Origin of the sequence: Bradyrhizobium sp. SZCCHNR1043, from assembly GCF_032489675.1 — a bacterium.
Taxonomy (GTDB): domain Bacteria; phylum Pseudomonadota; class Alphaproteobacteria; order Rhizobiales; family Xanthobacteraceae; genus Bradyrhizobium.
Window position 1 is genome coordinate 145,411 of record NZ_JAUEYN010000002.1, and the last position, 16,786, is coordinate 162,196.

The following is a 16,786-nucleotide window of genomic DNA, read 5'->3' on the forward strand; positions in this document are numbered from 1 at the left end:
ACCGGTTCGTTTCAGGAGCGATCGAGCAGCGACGCCGCATATTTGTCCAGGAAATAGCGGGACGGTCGCGAGTTGCCGAAGAATCCCTGGATGTTCACACATTTTTCCCAGGCATCGTCGACCGGCGGGATGACGGGCGGCGCCCCGGAGGACAGATCCAGCACCTCCCGGGTGGTCTCCAGGATCTCGTCGGCCGAGCTCTCGCCGACGGTGAGGCCGGCAGCCTTGACCGTCTCATAGGTCGGAAACGTCCAGCGCCAGGTCTCGGAGGTGACGTCGCTCAATGACAGCATGCGCCCCTCGCGCGTATGCACGGGCTTGAGCGAGAAGCGCGTATCCTTCGACCATAACAGGCCGACAGAGCTCAGGGCGTTCACCATTGCGGTCGGGATGCCGAAGCTGCTCGCGACATAGGCAAAGCCCGAGGTCGTGCCGATGAACATGCGGGCGCGGCGCATCAGGTGGATGTCCATCTCCGCCACCTGATCCTCGCTTCTCGCGTAGTCGACCACGCGCGGCATGTCCGGCAGCGGCGGCGCCTTGCGTCCGCCCATGCGGATCACCCAGCCGCCCTGCTGGGTGACGTAGCGGACGGTGTCGAGATAGTTGCCGATGGTGGCACTGCGGATCGACTCGCCCGTGCCGAGGGTCTCGCCGCGCGCTTCGGCGTCGCGCATGTGCAGGCAGACGAACCAATCGCCGGGTGCAAGCCCCCATTTCCGACGCAGCGCCTGGTACAGTACTTCGGTCCTGTCGTCCGCCTGCATGCGCGCGTCATAGATGTCGCGCAACGGAAACCCCTTGCCTTCGCGCTCCCACTGCTGGAGAGCCATCGCGCCTGCATCGTTCCAATACATCGTCCGGCCGTCCTCGAACTGGAAGGCCTGATGCGAGTCACCGAGGAAAGGCGTCAGGCTGGCGAGCTCGTACCAGACACCGGGAGAAACGTTCTCGCCCAGGGTGAGCGTCGGACAGATCTCGGAAAACAGGGAAAGGAAAGGCTTGTTGGCGATCCGATCCTTGTAGGCGAGCAGGACCGGCTGTCCTTTCCACCAGCCCATGCTCCGCATCATCAGGTGCACGTTCAGATGACCATTGTGACCGATCAGCGCGCTCCAATCGGGTGAGAGCAATCTGACATCGCCGAGCTCGGCACCGATCCCATCGAGCACACGCTTCAGCTCGGCAGACGGCTTCGGAAGATGACGGCGAAGGCGACGTTGCGTGTCCAGACCGCGTCTGTAAACGAGAGGGACCTTATCTCCTTCACCGTTGTGGTAAGTCCTGAGCAGGAGTTCGCGATAAGCATAGAACAAGTAGATGTCGAGACAGACCCCGCGATCAGGCAGATGCGCGGGGAGGCTTTCCCAGTACTGCCCGGACTCATCCAGCTCTCGAAGGACACCCGTCGAATCGACGAGACCGAGTTCCTGCATCAGGCGCGCGATCACCTCGCGGTCGCGGAAGAAATAAGGAATGAACTGCTCGGCCGGAACGTCCCTCGGAACGTGATCGAACTCGACACGCCCGCGAAAAGCCCGTTCTTCATATTGAAAGTTGCGATGCTCCAACATCAGCCGGACGAAGGTCCGCATCGCTGGCGACCGCTCGGCAGCCTGCTGCCAGTCAAGATAATGGATCTGCGTCAGCATATCCATCGAGTATCCGTCACCGACGACGCCTGTTCCGTGCAAGGCGAGCTCGGCAATCGGGTGCTCTCCATCCCACTTCAACCGGCGGAACAACGGCAGCGCTTCTTTCCGGTACCCGGCGAGTAGAAGATAGAATGCCACCTCGTTCGGGTAGCGCTCCCAAACAGGGCTGTTGAAGATCCAGGGCAAGTACCGGCCCAGAAAGGGACCGCAGAAAAAGACGAAGTGGCGGTCCAGGCCCGGATGCTGGAAGAAGTGGCGGAATTGTACCGTCAGCCAAAACCTCGCCCTGAACGGCAACACCGTGAATGCCAGATTGCGCAGAAAATGCCGACCCGGAAGCCGCGCGAGAAGGCGCAATAGAGGATAATGCCGTCCGAATGCACGTTCCGCGAGCGTCAGGTCGCGGACCGGAGAGCTGCCGACGGGCGGGCCCTCGGTCGAAATGGTGTCGAGCGGCAAACCGCACCTCCGGCGCAACCTCGGAAACAGCAGGCAACGATTACTGTGAAGGCCCCACCCGATCAACCCGAATCCGGCGGAAGGAGCCGCCGCGCCCGCCTTCGAGATCCGCCTTCGGGGACATAAGCCGCACGTTGTGCCTAGTGATGCCTGCATCGGAGACAGCGTGAATTCGCCTCCCTCGCTTGTGGCGAGACCGTCAGAATTGCGGCGCGCCCGGCTTCAATCGGGCGAAGCACTGCCGCCGGACTTGCCGACGCCCCAGGGGCCCCGGACCCGCTCTCGCGAGCCCAACAGCCATCCGAACGGCCCGTCGGAGAGCTGCCATCGTCGTTGGCAGCGGTCCGTTCAAGTCCCCCTCTCCTGACAGGCGGCGAGCGCTTGGACTGGCGGCCAACCGACTCGCGCTCTATGCTCCTGCCACGCCTGCGCGCAATCCCTGTCTGGTCTGGAAAGCTGGCAGGCCCGTTTCAATGCCGGGCGGTTGGGCTGCAGAAGCAGTGCGCCGGAGAAACCTTCGATATCGTCATGGGGCCTTGGAAATGTTCTTCGAGTCCGTTCACTCAGATCCAGCCGGGCATCCCGCGCCACGTCAACGCAGTCGGGTACAAGCGTTGAAGTCGAACCTCGCCGGACGTGCCGCGAGAGCGATCGGCTGGCTTCTGAATGCAGCCGGCCAGGAACGGGCGGAATCTTTGAAGGACCTGATCTTCGCCCTGTTGACCTTCAAACAGGCCTTCATGGTGGCGCTCGTCTTCCACCGCTATGCACACCGGAACGAGTTTGACCGGCAGTTTCGCTATTTCTGCGGTCCCGACATCGAAAAGGAGATGCAATGGGTGCTCGCCCGCGGCCACTCGGGTCAGTACTGCAACGAGCTGATTCTCTTCCTTCTCATGTGCGAGAAGGAGAAGCGCGTTCTGGAGCTGTTTCCCAGAATCGACTGGGACCGGGTCGATGACGAGTTCATGGAGGCGATCGGCAAGCTGACGAAAAAGCTGACGTCCGGCTACTTCATGGAGCTGCTGGCGCAGGCCCACACCATCAATTGGACCGCACTTCGTCCGCAAGACCTGCGCCGGTTTGCCGAGCTGATCAAGATCATGCTGGAGCACCGGAACTTTCGTTTCGAGCAGACGTCCTTCGAAGGACGGCAATATGATGCGCGCCGAGACGGCGACCCCGAGCTGTTCGAAGCCCCGCTCGACCGCTACGTTCCCAACTTCTTCTGCGACAAGGAGCTGATCGAGACCCTCGTCACTCAGCTCGGTCTCCCCCGGCACGACGATATCCTCGCCGCACGCGAGGACCGCGGCCAATACTGGGAGCGCTTTCCCGCCGACCATCCGCAGCGCAAGGTGTTGTCGGAGATCAACCTGTTCTACGCCTATCGCCACCTTCTGCTGACGACATATCACAGCGGCGAGGGCTTCCATGTCCCGCAGGTCTACACCAAGCTGACGGAGACACAGAAGCGGTTGCGCCGTCATCTTCCCGCGCCAAGCCCCGAGCTCAAGGCCCTTCTCAAGAAGCTCGACACCGATCTGTCGGACGTCAGGCTGCTCTCTCCGGACTGGAGCGCGTTGATCGGGCATAACGGCCATCTCAACGTTCATCTGATGATGCGCGAGATGGAGTGGTGGCAGGGCCAGCCGCTGCTCCTGGCCTACAAGGACCGGATCGCCAACAAGCCGTTCCTGTCGCTGTTCTCCGAGATCTGTCCGACGCTCACCTTGGGCGAGAACGTCAGCGCCGGACTATGGCACGAACTCGCCAGCCTCACCCCGTTCATCGGGGATTCCCACCAGGCATTCCGCTTCGAGGACGGACGCGCGGTGTACTGGAACGATGCGGGCTCACTCGCGCTCAAGCAATGGGAAAGCCGGCAACGAAGCTTTCCGCTGCGCGACATCTACGACCGCCGACTGCTTGCCGACAACCGCGTCGAGCAGACGTACCAGGACTACCGGCGCAGGTGGGGCATGGCAGACGGCGACTGGTTCGTCTGCCTGCACGTGCGCGACGCCCAGACCCGGAATGATACCGAAGGCGTCGGTGAATCCATCCGCAACGCGTCGCTCGCGAGCTATCTCGATGCGGTCCGCCACATCACCGAATGCGGCGGATGGGTTGTCCGGATGGGCGGTCGCAAGGTGCCGCCGTTCCCGCAAATGGAACGGGTGGTGGACTATGCCCGCAGCGACGATGCGTTTCCAGAGATGGACATTCACTTGATGCGCCGTGCCCGCATGTTCATCGGCACGACCTCCGGCTTTGCCTATGTGGCAAGCAGCTTCGGCATCCCCACCGCGATGGTGAATGCATTGAGCTCGATCGGCCTGCTGTGGTCGACGGACACCCGCTTTGCGCTCAAGCCCGTGCACAGGGCGGACGGCCAGATGCTTTCGCTGAGCGAATGGACCTCAGAAGAGTATCGCTGGGCTTACCCGACCCATGAATCCATGGCGCGTGCCAAACTCGTCGTGAGCGAGAGCAGCTCCGACGAAATCCTGGAAGCCGTGCGCGAGGTGCTCGAAATTTCCGATCCCCGGCGGAAAGGACCCGCCCCCGGCGTGGACGGCAAATGGGAGCGTCACGTCCAGGTGCCGGGCTTCTTCGGCAGTTCACGGCCGAGCCGGTATTTCCTCGAGAAATACGCTCAGGACCTGCTGAGAGAACCGTGAGGACAGCGCAACGCATCGAGCGATGCCGCCTGGGCCAGGCGCGCACCTGAGGACGTCGGCCGCGAATAGTTGGGCGTGCTGTCGGACTAGCGTTGTCGTGCCATGGCGGCCTCGGGGAGGCTCTTCCGCAGCGGAGCCGGTCCAGGCACCAAGAATGCACTTTCGTACTTCGCGAGATAGTGGGCACTGATCGTGCCGCCGCCGTAATAGTGAGGCAGCAGAAGCTGCTCCCTCCAGAGCGACAGGAGTTGCTGCGAGGCGGTGTTGGCCGCGTGCCCGCAAGCGAGATCGACGACCTCTTCGACGACCGCGAGGATTTCGTCTGACGTGTTGTTCAACGGCTGCGCTCCGTTGCGGTTGAGAACGCAGGCGTCGAACAAGCGCCAGCGCCAGGGGGGCGAGGTGAGCTGAGTCTGGGTCAGCATCCTTCCGTCGGCGAGACGCACCGGCTTCAGCGCAAACCGAACAGCGCTGTTCCACAATTGCGGATCCGTGGTGATGCAATTCACGAGGGCACTTGGAATGCCGAAGCTGATCGCTACATTCGTCAATCCTGAAGTCGTGCCAATGAAGGCTTTGGCATTCCGGATGAGGCAGATGTCCATCAGTTCGGATCTGAACTTGCTCTGAGCATAATCGATTGCACGGTCGAGCGGCGGAAGTCCGGGTGAATTTGGACCACCGAGCTTGATCACCCAGCCGCCCCTGCGGGTGACCGCGTGGATCGCATCGAGGTAGGTCTCGATCGGCGCATTGCGATGGGTCTGGCCGGTGCCGTCGACCTCGGAATAATGGGAACCGTCGCGGGTGTGCAGGCACACGTACCAGTCGTCCGGCTTCATGCCCCAGGATTCGCGCATCCGCCGATAGTCGTCCTGCAATTTCGGCGCCGCCTCGTAGATGCGGTCATACTCGTCGCGCAAGGGATGCCCGCGGCCATCCCGCTCCCACTGCAGGATGGCAAGCGCCCCGGCTTCCTGCCACGGCACCACGTCGCCGTTCGGCAGTCGAAACACATTGAAGTTCATGCCGTACCAACGCTGCAGCGACAGCAGCTCTTCGCCGAGCGCGTGAGAGATGGTTTCCCCGATCACGACGATATCGGCGAACCTTTCGAACAGCCGAAGAAACGCCCTGTTCGCCACGCAGTTCGGTCGCACGACGATCAGCGGTCTTCCCGACCACCACCCCAGGTCGCGCATTCGGAACAGGATGTCCAGCATCCCGAGGTGACCGATCTGGGTCGTCCATTCCTCGGGAAGGACCCGCAATTGCTCCAGTGGAATTCCCAACCTGCGCAACAGGTGGCTGGCCTCCGCTGATACGGCCGGCGCCGCCTTGCCGAGCAGCTCCGACTGCGCCGCAAGCGCTCTCGTGAACAGACCGATGCCGACGTCGCCAGAGCCGACATGAGTCACGCGCTGACCGGTGAAGTTGCACAGATCGAACAGCCTGCCCGCGGAGCCGCAGGTGAAATCGAGGGGGTTGGGATGATAGTTCCGCGCCGGCCGCGACGCCATGTTCTGGTGAGGACGCATGTAGTCGGGAATGCCACGGCATGCGTCCGACATGCATTCGACGGCGCGGGCCTCGTTGCCCACCATGATCTCAAGCATGCCCTTGAGAAAGGCGAGATGTATCTCCGATTCCGACCTTGCCCTCAGATCCAGCTGGGAGGCCAGCCGATAGGCCTTGTCGAACTCCCCGAGCTCGAAGAGCGCGCGAATCATCATGTTCGCCAGTTCCGGCGAGCGGGCTGCGAGTTGATCCTGGAGGACCAGATCATAGGCTTCCCAATCGGCCCCGATCCGAAGCAGCAGTTCCGCTGACAGCATTGGAAAGCACCGTCCGAGCAATCCCGAAAGCCGCAGGTCCGGATCCTTCGCCAGCAGAGACGCGCAGTAGACCTGATAGGCTCTTTGCAGCAGGCGGCGATCGCGAAGGTCTCCGATCTCGAAGAAGGCGAGGATCAGGAAGGCCAGCCGCGGCGGCAGCAGGCGCAGCAGCTTGGCAGTCCCGACGATCAGGATGCGCGCCCATCGCTGCGGCCCCAGCAGAGACTGCTCTCCCCAACGGGCCGATTCGGCTGGCAGAGTCTCCAGTGCGTTGAACAGCTCAAGGAATCCGCGTCTGCGCACTGGGCTCTGCAGAACTAGCGGCTCCTTGAAGCGCTGCATCGGCTACCCCAAATCCGTCTTCGGCTCACGGCCAGGCCCCCGTTCTCGAACATCCAGACCGCCCTGCGGCAGACCAGGAGAAGGCTATGCCGTTTGTCGCCTGTCTCGAATTGGCTGTCGGCAATACACGCCGCATGCCTGTCGGGCTGTCAAGCCAACCCGCGACCAATGAGCGTGATGATCCCGTGAACCCACTCGGTGATCGGCAACAGCCCTGCCCTGTCGATAATCAGCAGAATTGTCGACCACAGAGCCAGCCGCTCGAGCACGAGCCGGCCGATCCCCAGCAAGATGAAGACGAAAGCCACAAATCCCGCAAGCAAGGCGCTGAGGAACCCTGCGCCGACTGCAAGAAGAACACAGAAGAGGACCGTGCTCACGCAGACGGTGCGCAAGATCGATCTTAAAACGAAAACCATATCCTTCACGCCGGCGCCCCCTCTTACCAACGTTAGATCTCATGCGGCGGAACAATAGCCGCCAAAGCCCCTGGTCATCATGTGTAGCATCTTCGCTGGAAGACTGCCCAGTCGCACAATCCCCGCTACTGTAGAACAAATATCTACTGGCGTTCTTGACACTGATTCGTCGGTTGAACCGAGAAGGAGTGATGCGAGCGCTCAAAGAGCAATAGTAACGCGAAACATCACAAATGACGCGAGTTCCAGGGTCTGTGCCAAGCCGAACATTTTACGTTGTCATGTTCCCGATTACACTGCTATGGAGGTTGCCTCCAGATGGCAACATCCATAGCAGCCGGCGCGCTGGACGCAGCGGCGAGCCTGAGCGTGTCCATTGATCGAGCGATCCAGCCGAGCCATGTCCACCGGACCACGATCCGGCTGCCGATTGTGCGGTCAGCCGATCTCCACGCAGGCGCTCCCGCTTGGTGAGCTCCCGGTCTGCAACCGGTTCGCGCGTGAGAACCATGTCCAGCTTCGGATAACCCTCGACATCGTCGCGTGCGACACGTGTCAGCTCGTCCAGTTCCGCGAGCCTCCACCGCCAGACGTGCTTGTTCCCGAGGTGCCATGGATCCGCTACCGGGAGCCGGAAGGCCATCTCGACGCCCTGGTCGGAGAACTGCTGTCGTTGAAGCCGCGGGCCTGCACCGCCCTCGGCACCGGTCCGTTCGAGGGGCCTCTGCTGGGCAGGTTGCAGGCCCGCGGGCTCACCGCGAGCGCCCTTGCGCTCGGTGTCGACGGCGCTCCGGGGCGCTATCCCTATCTGGAAACCTGGCAGGCCACCCTCCGTGCCGAACGGCTGGCTGCAGAAGCGGCGCAGCTTGGCACTTTCGACATTGTATCGTGCCGCTACATCCTCGAGCACACGCCGGAGCCGGTGCAGGCGCTGCAAGCACTCAAGGTTCTGCTAAATCCCGATGGCCTGCTGCTGATCGAGGTCCCCGACAGCAGCAAGTTCCTCGCGGCGCGCGACTACTGCTTCCTGTGGGAGGAGCACAGCTGCTACTTCGTCGAGGACACGCTGCGGCGTCTGGCTGAGGTGAGCGGCTATCGCGTTCTGGCCCTGCTTCGCTATCCGGGCGCCCTGGAAGATGCCCTGGTCGCCGTCCTCACCCCGGCCGATAGTCCCGCCCCGCCGGTCGCGCCTCGCGGACCTTCCAGCCTGTTCCAGGCCTATCGTGACAATTTCGCCGCCACCCGCGCGCAACTGCGCAGCAAGCTGATGGCCCTGGCCGGTCCCGACCGCGACCGGATCGCGCTGTTCGGCATCGGCCATCACGCCATCATGTTCGTCAACGCCTTCGGCCTGGCCGACCTGATCGCGGTGGCCGTCGACGATGACGCCGACAAGGCGGGCTTTTTCCCCCCCGGCCTCCATACGCCTGTGGTAGGCTCGCAACGATTGCTGGATGACGAACGGATCAGGCTGTGCCTGTTCGCCGTGGCCCCCCATATCGAGGGCAAGGTGCGTGAAAAGCTTGCTCCGCTTGCCGCCAGGGGCGTGGAATTCCGCTCGATCTACGCCGCGCTCGACAATTCGATCATGAGGGATCACGCATGACGCTCGTCCAGAAATCCCCCGAGGTGTTCCTCGCCGAGGGCCCGATTGCGGCGGTCGGGCAGTCCGAGATCAGCACCCTGAAGGCCGCGGTGAAGGCCAGCCCGAAGCGGCGGGCCCGGATCAACGCCCATCCGGACGGCGATGACACCCTGCATGAAATGATCATCGCGATCGATTCCAGCTCCTACATCCGGCCGCACAAGCACCCGGGCAAGAGCGAAGCGTTCCACATCATCGAGGGCGAGGTCGATATCGTGGTGTTCGACGACGACGGCCGGATCGAGCGCGTGGTCGAATTGGGGCCGCCGGGCGGAGCGCGGCCGTTCTACTACCGGATGTCGAACGCGTTCTTCCATACGTTGATCATCCGCAGCGACCTGCTGATCGTGCACGAGATCACCAACGGCCCGTTCCGCCCCGGCGCCAGCGTGTTCGCCGACTTCGCGCCAGAGGACAGCGACACCGCCGGGGCCGAGGCCTATCAGGCCGATCTCGTCCGGCGTGTCGCCGCACGGCAGGACGCCGCCGCATGACCAGCCATGCCGTCGTGGTCGGCGGCACCCGCGGCCTCGGCCGCGTGGTCGTCGAACGCTTCCTGGCGCGCGGTTGCGCCGTCAGCGTCGTGTCGCGGCAGCGCCCGGCCGATTTTCCCGATCAGCCCGGCTTGAAGCATTTTTCCGCCGATCTCGAGCGCAGCGAGAGCTTTGCCGGGCTCTGGGGTGAGATCGCCGAGGCCAGCGGCCCGGTCCGCTACCTCGTCCTGAGCCAGCGCTTTCGCGGCCAGGGCGATCCCTGGGCCGGGGAAATCCAGGTCGGCCTGACCGCCTCGCGCGACCTGATCGAGGGCTTTTCCGGCCATTTCGCTGATGATGGCGATCGCGCCATCGGCGTGGTCAGCTCGGTCTATGCCGAATTCGTCGGCAGTTCGCAGCCGGTCGGCTACCACGTCGTGAAGGGCGGCCTCAATGCGATGGTCCGGCATTACGCCGCGACGCTCGGCCGGCGCGGCATCCGCGTGAACGCGATCATGCCGCTGACCTATCTGAAGCGCGAATCGCGCATCTTTTACGAGCAGAACGAGAAGCTGATGGAGACCTACCGGAAGCTGGTCCCGCTGGGCCGGCTCGGGACGGCCGAGGAATGCGCCGACGCCCTCGACTTCCTCTGCAGCGCGCGCGCTTCGTTCATCAACGGGCAGAGCCTGTTCCTGGATGGCGGAGTGTCCACAGTCTGGCAAGAAGAGGTCGCCAAGAGCTTCGCGGGCCTGTAAAACCCGCCGCAAACTCCTCTCCGGCCGACCATCCCGCCTGCGGGATCGCCAACCCAGGATCGACACCTCATGCAGCACGTCAAGCACAAGACCGATTGCCGCCTGTGCGGCTCGACCTCGCTCGATCACGTGCTGCCGATCAGGCCTTCGGCGATCGGCGACGCGTTCGTGACGGCGGACCGGCTGAGCGAGACCCAGGACCTCTACCCGCTCGACTGCTATCTCTGCCTCGACTGCGGCCATCTGCAGAATCTCGACGTCGTCGATCCCGACATCCTGTTTCGCGACTACACCTACCGCACCTCGGTCTCGCTCGGCCTCGTCGAGCACTTCAAGCGCTATGCGCAATCGGTGGTGTCCTCGCTCGCCATCCCCAAGGGCAGCCTGGTCGCCGAGATGGGCAGCAATGACGGCTCGCTGCTCAAGGCGTTCAAGAACGAGGGCATGCGCGTGCAGGGCATCGACCCCGCCCGCGACATCGCGGCGACCGCCACCAAGGAAGGCGTGCCGACGATCCCGGATTTCTTCACCAGCGCGCTGGCGGCCCGCATCAAGTCGGAGCAGGGCGAAGCCAAGCTGTTCTGCGCCAACAACGTGTTTGCGCATATCGACAACATGTCCGACGTCGTGAAGGGCATCCGCCTCCTGCTCGCCGACGACGGCGCCTTCGTTTTCGAGGTCTCCTACATCGTCGACATGATCGACAACATGGTGTTCGACACCATCTACCACGAGCACGTCTCGCATCACGCGCTGATCCCGCTCGAGACCTTCCTGAACCGACACGACATGACGCTGTTCCACGTCGAACGCACCGGCACCAAGGGCGGCTCGATCCGCGCCTTTGCGCAGCCGAAATCGACCGGCAAGCGGCCGCGCTCGGCGGAGCTGTCGAAACTGATCGCCGAGGAGGAGCGGCGCGGCGTCACCAAGCCGCAGATCTACCGGGACTGGTTCGTCGCCATCGAAAACTGCAAGCGCAGGGTGCTCGCCACCCTCGACGAGGCCATCGCCGCGGGCAAGCTGGTCGCGGCCTACGGCGCCTCGACCACCACCACCACCCTGCTCTACCATTTCGAGCTGGAAAGCCGGATCAAGTTCATCGTCGACGACAACCAGCTCAAGCACGGCCGCTTCAGCCCGGGCGCCCACATCCCGGTGCTGCCCTCCAGCGAGCTCGCGACGCGAAAGCCCGACATCGTCGTCATCCTCGCCTGGATCTATGCGGACCCGATCCTGAAGCGCAACCAGGCCTACCTGGACGCAGGCGGCCGATTCCTGGTGCCGCTGCCGGAGCCGCGGATCGTCGGCGCCGCGGGCTCGGTCGCGATCTGAGCCGCGGCGGCGGCCTGAGCTGACCGGTTGACAGTGCCCTCGTAACATGGTCCAGCAAGCCCCGGCGATTGGCCGCCGGCGTGGCGGGGGTCCAACCGCATTCGGCTGGTAAGACAAACACTTACGGCTCACGCGAGGTACAAGGATGACCACCCTGACCGATGGACAGGTCGAGCGGTTCGTGGTTGCGGATCGGCGTCGCATCTCCTGGGCGCGCTGCCGCGAGGACATCGCACCTTTCATCACCCGTCACGTCACCTGGCGCGCGCTCGCTGCCGGTGACATCCGATCGAAATACCGCCGTACCATGCTGGGCCCGTGGTGGATCACGGCCACCAACGCGATCACCGCCCTGATCATGGGCACGGTGGCCGGCCGCTTCCTCGGCGCCGACATGAAGACCTACCTGCCCCACTTCATGGTCAGCATGACCATCTGGAGCTTCATCTCGTCCTCGCTCAGCGAAGCCTGTTACACGATGATCAATGCAGGCGGCATGATCAAGGCCGTCGACATGCCGATTCTGATCCATGTCATGCGTATGGTTCAGCGCAATCTGATCATCTTCCTGCACAACATCGCGGTGATCCCGTTCATCTGGCTCGTCTATCCATGGTCGATCGGATTCGGAATGGTCCTGGCCATCCTCGGCCTGATGATCGTCTACGTCTTCGTCGTCAGCGCCTCGGTGATCGTCTCAATGATCTGCGTGCGCTATCGCGACGTGCCGCCGGTCATGGCGGCGGTGCTGCAGCTCTTGTTCTTCGTCTCTCCGATCATCTGGGAACCGTCGAGCATCCGCGGCGGCGAGTTCATCGTCACGCTCAATCCGATCGCCTATCTGTTGGCGGTCACGCGCGGTCCGCTGATGGGCGACGTTCCCGGCCTTGCGACCTGGGCCGGTGCCATTGGATCGGTCGCGGTCCTGACCGCCGCCATGATCTATATCTACACGCGCTATCGGTCGCGCGTCGTGTATTGGGCCTGATATCATGGCCAGGAGCTCTGGATCCGCCTCGAATGACTCTCATTGAAGCCAAGCAAATCGGTATCGAATTTCCGGTCGCGCCGCCGAACGCACGATCATTCCGGCATCTGGCCATCAAGGCGGCCTCACGCGTCGGCGGCCGGGTCTCGAAGAGCGACGGCTCGTTCCAGTTCGTCCAGGCGCTCGACGACATCAGCTTCACCCTGAAGCAGGGCGACCGGCTCGGCCTGATCGGCCACAACGGCGCCGGCAAGACCACGCTGATCCGCGTGCTCGCCGGCATCTACGAGCCCACGCGCGGCTCGTTGCGGGTCGTCGGACGGAACGTTCCGATGTTCGACATCGGTCTCGGCATGGACGAAGAGGCGTCGGGGTATGAGAACATCAGGACGCGCGGCCTGATCCTGGGGCTCTCGCCCGAGGAAATCGAGCAGCGCGTGCCGGAGATCGCCGAATTCGCCGAGCTCGGCGATTATCTGGAGCTGCCGATCCGGACCTATTCCTCAGGCATGCTGCTGCGTCTGGTGTTCTCGATCGCAGCCTCGATTCACGGCGACATCATCCTGATGGACGAGTGGATCGCGGTCGGTGACGCGCAGTTCCGCAAGAAGACCCACGGCCGGCTGCAGGACATCACGATGCGCTCGGGAATCGTCGTGCTCGCCACCCATGATCATGGCCTGCTGCGCGACACCTGCAATCTCGGGCTCTATCTCGATGGCGGCCGCGTGCGGGCCTTCGGCGCCCTGGACGACGTTCTCAAAGAGCTGCCCAAGGTTTGAGCGGCCGGGCTCGACAGCATGCGGCAGGAAGCTCGCTGAACCATGACCACGACGACCGCCCGCGCCGCCTCCCCGACCGTCACGCTGGTCGTCCCGAACTTCAACCACGCCCACTACCTGCCCGAGTCGCTCGGCAGCATCGCGAACCAAACCCGAGCCCCAGACCGCGTCATCATCATCGACGACTGCTCGACGGATGACAGCATCGCGGTCATTTCACGCTTCGTAGCGGACCGGCCGAGCTGGCGGCTGATCCGCCACGACGCCAACCAGGGCGTCGTGCGCGGCCAGAACGAGGCGCTGGCGATCGCGGACACCGAATGGATCGGATTTCTCGGCGCCGACGATGCGCTGCATCCGGCCTATCTCGAAAAGGCGATGGCGCAGGCGGCCAACCATCCCGAAGCCGGCCTGGTCTTCGCCTGCTGCGAGATCATCGGCCCTCAGGGGCCGTCCGCAAGACGGATGCTGCGGCCGATGATGCTGCCCGCGTCGTCATCGGCGATGCTGGCGCCCGCGGACGTCCGCCGAATCCTGCGGCAGGGCGACAACTACTTCTCCGGCACGACCTCGCTCTATCGCCGCACGGCCTTGCAGGCGCTCGGCGGGTTCGACGTCAAGCTCGGCTCGTTCTCCGATGCCTTTCTCGCCCGGCGGCTGGCCTTGACCTATGGCTGCTACTTCGTCGCCGAGGCGCTCGGCTACTGGCGCATCCACGGCCAGAACTATTCGACGGCGACGGCAACCGATCCGGCCTCGCTCAACGCCAAGCTCGCGGAGATCGGCGCGCTGATTGCGCAAAGCAGGCTGTTCCCAAAGGGCTATGAGGATGTGTTCGCCCGGCGCAATCGCTTCGGCGCAGCGCGGATGGTACTGGGCGGCGATACAGCAGCGTCGGCCAAGGCAGCGCGCGTATCCGCCTTGCTCGACGGCAATGCGCTCGATACGCACCTGCTTGGGCTGATGTTGAGCCTCGGCTCAAGCGGCCGCCTGGCTGCGCTGGCCTGGATCACCTTGCGGACGCGGCCGATGTCGCTGTCTCGCCTGCTCGCCCAGACCGCCACACGACGGGCGATCTTGTCCGCTACGCCCGGCTATCGCGCGTCATGACGGTCCGCGCCCCCCTCGGCTCTCTCCGGCATCGCCTCGGCGCGCGGAAGGCGATGGCGGCGCCAATGCGCGCCATGCCAACGGAGCAACCATCGCCGCAGGCGCCGCGAAGCCGCTGGTCGCCGCGGACGTGGCTGACGGCATCGGCGTTCCGTCTCTATGCGTTCCTGAGCGCGCGGCGCCGGCAATTGCTGCCGCTGACCACCCGCGCCGCCGACATCGTCGACAGCAGGCTGGTCGTTGCGCCGGCCGGCGCGAGATTGCTGCGGCTGATGAACAAGCAGCTCGAACGAGGCACGTTCATCGGCCCGGTTCTGGCGCTGACGACCTCGACCACGCTGGCCGCGGCGGCGCAGGTTCATCTCGCCGCGAGCCGCAAGCCGAGCGCGCTGCGTGCCGTGCGGATCTTGAACCTGATCTTCCGCAGCAACGTGCGCGCGCGGGCCGGTGTGGGCGCGCAGGCCTATTTCACCACCCTGGCGCTGTGCAGCGCCTATGACCGGATCGTGCGTGAGGTGCCACGGCCCGAGACGATCGACAGCTTCGCCATCAATTTCGCGGTCGGCGTCGCCCACATGTATCGCGGCAATCTTCCGGTCGCGGCGCATTTCCTGACAGCGGCTGCGGCTTCGGGCGACGGCAACGCGTTGCGCAAGCTCGGTGCCGTCCATGCCCTGGCGGGCGACCACGTCCAGGCCGCCGCGTGCTTCGAGGCGTCGGTCGCACGCGATCCCCGCTCGGTGATAGCGCACCAGAACTATGCCGGCGGCTACGATCCATCGACCTACACGCCGAGCGCCTGGGAGCTGGAGCATGCCGGCGAGCTCCTGATCTACGACAATCTGATCCAGCTCGGCGAGAACTTCTATCACCAGGGCCGTTACGAGGACACGTTCCGCTGCTATCAGGCCGCGCTCGACCATCAGGACGCCTTGGCGGCCAAATGGTCGATTCCCGACGCGCTGATCCAGCGCATCGCCTCCACCAGCAACATCTTCGATCCCGCGCTTCCGGTCCGGCTGCTCGGCTACGAATGGGTGACGCTGATCGGCCACATCGGTTTCATCGACTGCCATTTGCGCATGGCCGCGCTCGGCATGCTGCCGCGCGCCAACTACGTGCTGCTTGCCCCGCCAAGCAAGGTCGTCAACCAGCCTTTCCTCAGGCTGTTCGCGCCGCATGTCACGATCGTCGAAGACCCCGCTCTCGTCGACGATCTGCTGCCGTATCAGCGTTTGGTCGGCGACCAGTTCATCGCCGTCCGGGGCAAGGACGGCCTGGCCGAGCCATGGGCCCACGCGGCGTCGCGTGCGCAGGTCGCCTGGGCCGAACAGCAGCGCCGGCCGATCGTGAAGGTCCCATCGGAGCTGATGGAAACCGGGGCTGCCAGGCTGCGCGCCGCGGGTGTCACCGCCGACTGGTTCGTCGCGATGCACATCCGCGAGGGCGGCTATCACGGCGACGGGCCCGGCACCACGCGGCAGCATCGCTCCGCCAATGTCGGCGACTACCTCGATGCCATCGCCGCGATCACCGCACGCGGCGGCGCCGTGGTCAGGCTCGGCGATCGCAGCATGACGCCGCTGCGCGGCATGGCCGGCGTGTTCGACTACGCGCACAGCGACATCAAATCGGCGGAGATGGACCTCTATCTCTGCGCCGCCGCTCGTCTGTTCGTCGGCACGACATCGGGCCTGACCACGGCCGTGCAGGCACTGGGAACGCCGATGCTGCTGGTCAACTGCATCTCCAACGACTGCCAGTTCTGGCATGAGCACACCGACTTCACCGTGCGCCCGGTCTACGACCGCCGTACGCGGCGCTATCTGTCGCTACGTGAGACCTATCGTCAGCCCTTGCAGGCGCTGCTGATCGACACAGCCGTGCTGGCGCGTCACGGTCTCGATATCCATCCGAATACCGCGCAGGACATCGCCGCAGCGGTTCGCTACAAGCTCGACTGCCTGGACGAACCAGGCCGGTCGTTGCGCGCAGGAGGGCCCCTGCTCGATCGCTATCGCGCCGCACTCAGCGGCAATCCCTATAACTTTGGTGCTGCATTACCAGTGCCGGATTTTCTCGATCGGCTTCCGGAATTGCTGGGATGAACGCGCGACCGAAGCCCGTTCGATCGACGCCCACATCAGTCGCCACCCGTCGTTTTCCGCGCTCTCGCAACGCCCATTAACCTTCGGGCAAGACGATCGGCCTGATAGGTAACGTCGGCACGGTCGCGAATCGCCTTGAGCGAGACTCGACATTTGCGATCCGTGCTCCGTCGATCCGAACGGCAGGGACTGA

At 64.0% G+C, this 16,786-nt stretch carries 12 protein-coding genes; 9 read left to right on the forward strand and 3 right to left on the reverse strand.

Going from position 1 to position 16,786, the window contains the following annotated elements; genetic code table 11:
- Positions 1-11: 11 nt before the first annotated feature.
- Entirely contained in the window at positions 12-2,114 is a 2,103-nt protein-coding gene (locus tag QX039_RS03265; RefSeq protein WP_315738914.1) for a TIGR04372 family glycosyltransferase, read from the reverse strand.
- A 473-nt stretch (positions 2,115-2,587) separates the two neighbouring features.
- On the opposite strand from QX039_RS03265, the gene QX039_RS03270 reads away from it, so the two are divergent.
- Complete coding sequence (locus QX039_RS03270) at positions 2,588-4,798, forward strand: TIGR04372 family glycosyltransferase (protein ID WP_315738915.1); 2,211 nt, start codon at positions 2,588-2,590, stop codon at positions 4,796-4,798.
- A gap of 86 nt (positions 4,799-4,884) precedes the next feature.
- On the opposite strand, the gene QX039_RS03275 is transcribed toward QX039_RS03270, so the two are convergent.
- Positions 4,885-6,975, reverse strand: a complete 2,091-nt coding sequence (locus tag QX039_RS03275) for a TIGR04372 family glycosyltransferase (RefSeq protein ID WP_315738916.1) — start codon at positions 6,973-6,975, stop codon at positions 4,885-4,887.
- 149 nt (positions 6,976-7,124) lie between these two features.
- A complete protein-coding gene (locus QX039_RS03280; RefSeq protein ID WP_315739132.1) occupies positions 7,125-7,394 on the reverse strand; it encodes a hypothetical protein in 270 nt (89 codons plus the stop codon).
- Between the two features lie 400 nt (positions 7,395-7,794).
- Between QX039_RS03280 and QX039_RS03285 the strand changes: the two genes are divergently transcribed.
- From QX039_RS03285 to QX039_RS03320, 8 genes are all read left to right on the forward strand, one after another.
- Positions 7,795-9,000 carry a class I SAM-dependent methyltransferase gene (locus QX039_RS03285; protein ID WP_315738917.1) on the forward strand — a complete coding sequence of 402 codons (1,206 nt, stop codon included), beginning with the start codon at positions 7,795-7,797 and terminating at the stop codon, positions 8,998-9,000.
- Positions 8,997-9,533, forward strand: a complete 537-nt coding sequence (locus QX039_RS03290; RefSeq protein WP_315738919.1) for a WbuC family cupin fold metalloprotein — start codon at positions 8,997-8,999, stop codon at positions 9,531-9,533. The genes QX039_RS03285 and QX039_RS03290 overlap by 4 nt, the downstream gene beginning before the upstream one ends.
- Positions 9,530-10,270, forward strand: coding sequence for an SDR family oxidoreductase (locus QX039_RS03295; protein WP_315773374.1), 741 nt, complete (start codon positions 9,530-9,532; stop codon positions 10,268-10,270). Before QX039_RS03290 ends, QX039_RS03295 begins: the two co-directional genes overlap by 4 nt.
- Positions 10,271-10,339: 69 nt before the next feature.
- Positions 10,340-11,605 carry a class I SAM-dependent methyltransferase gene (locus QX039_RS03300; protein ID WP_315773376.1) on the forward strand — a complete coding sequence of 422 codons (1,266 nt, stop codon included), beginning with the start codon at positions 10,340-10,342 and terminating at the stop codon, positions 11,603-11,605.
- A 145-nt stretch (positions 11,606-11,750) separates the two neighbouring features.
- Positions 11,751-12,593 (forward strand): ABC transporter permease, encoded by an 843-nt coding sequence (locus QX039_RS03305; RefSeq protein WP_315738922.1) that lies wholly within the window; start codon positions 11,751-11,753, stop codon positions 12,591-12,593.
- A gap of 32 nt (positions 12,594-12,625) precedes the next feature.
- Positions 12,626-13,375 (forward strand): ABC transporter ATP-binding protein, encoded by a 750-nt coding sequence (locus QX039_RS03310; protein ID WP_315738923.1) that lies wholly within the window; start codon positions 12,626-12,628, stop codon positions 13,373-13,375.
- 42 nt (positions 13,376-13,417) lie between these two features.
- Complete coding sequence (locus QX039_RS03315; protein WP_315773378.1) at positions 13,418-14,485, forward strand: glycosyltransferase family A protein; 1,068 nt, start codon at positions 13,418-13,420, stop codon at positions 14,483-14,485.
- Positions 14,482-16,593 (forward strand): TIGR04372 family glycosyltransferase, encoded by a 2,112-nt coding sequence (locus tag QX039_RS03320; RefSeq protein WP_315773380.1) that lies wholly within the window; start codon positions 14,482-14,484, stop codon positions 16,591-16,593. Before QX039_RS03315 ends, QX039_RS03320 begins: the two co-directional genes overlap by 4 nt.
- Positions 16,594-16,786: the final 193 nt, after the last annotated feature.

Coding starts and splice junctions, on each gene's coding strand:
- QX039_RS03270 (WP_315738915.1), top strand. CDS start 2,588: ATGCCGGGCGGTTGGGCTGCAGAAGCAGTGCGCCGGAGAAACCTTCGA.
- QX039_RS03275 (WP_315738916.1), bottom strand. CDS start 6,975: ATGCAGCGCTTCAAGGAGCCGCTAGTTCTGCAGAGCCCAGTGCGCAGA.
- QX039_RS03280 (WP_315739132.1), bottom strand. CDS start 7,394: ATGGTTTTCGTTTTAAGATCGATCTTGCGCACCGTCTGCGTGAGCACG.
- QX039_RS03285 (WP_315738917.1), top strand. CDS start 7,795: ATGTCCACCGGACCACGATCCGGCTGCCGATTGTGCGGTCAGCCGATC.
- QX039_RS03290 (WP_315738919.1), top strand. CDS start 8,997: ATGACGCTCGTCCAGAAATCCCCCGAGGTGTTCCTCGCCGAGGGCCCG.
- QX039_RS03295 (WP_315773374.1), top strand. CDS start 9,530: ATGACCAGCCATGCCGTCGTGGTCGGCGGCACCCGCGGCCTCGGCCGC.
- QX039_RS03300 (WP_315773376.1), top strand. CDS start 10,340: ATGCAGCACGTCAAGCACAAGACCGATTGCCGCCTGTGCGGCTCGACC.
- QX039_RS03305 (WP_315738922.1), top strand. CDS start 11,751: ATGACCACCCTGACCGATGGACAGGTCGAGCGGTTCGTGGTTGCGGAT.
- QX039_RS03310 (WP_315738923.1), top strand. CDS start 12,626: ATGACTCTCATTGAAGCCAAGCAAATCGGTATCGAATTTCCGGTCGCG.
- QX039_RS03315 (WP_315773378.1), top strand. CDS start 13,418: ATGACCACGACGACCGCCCGCGCCGCCTCCCCGACCGTCACGCTGGTC.
- QX039_RS03320 (WP_315773380.1), top strand. CDS start 14,482: ATGACGGTCCGCGCCCCCCTCGGCTCTCTCCGGCATCGCCTCGGCGCG.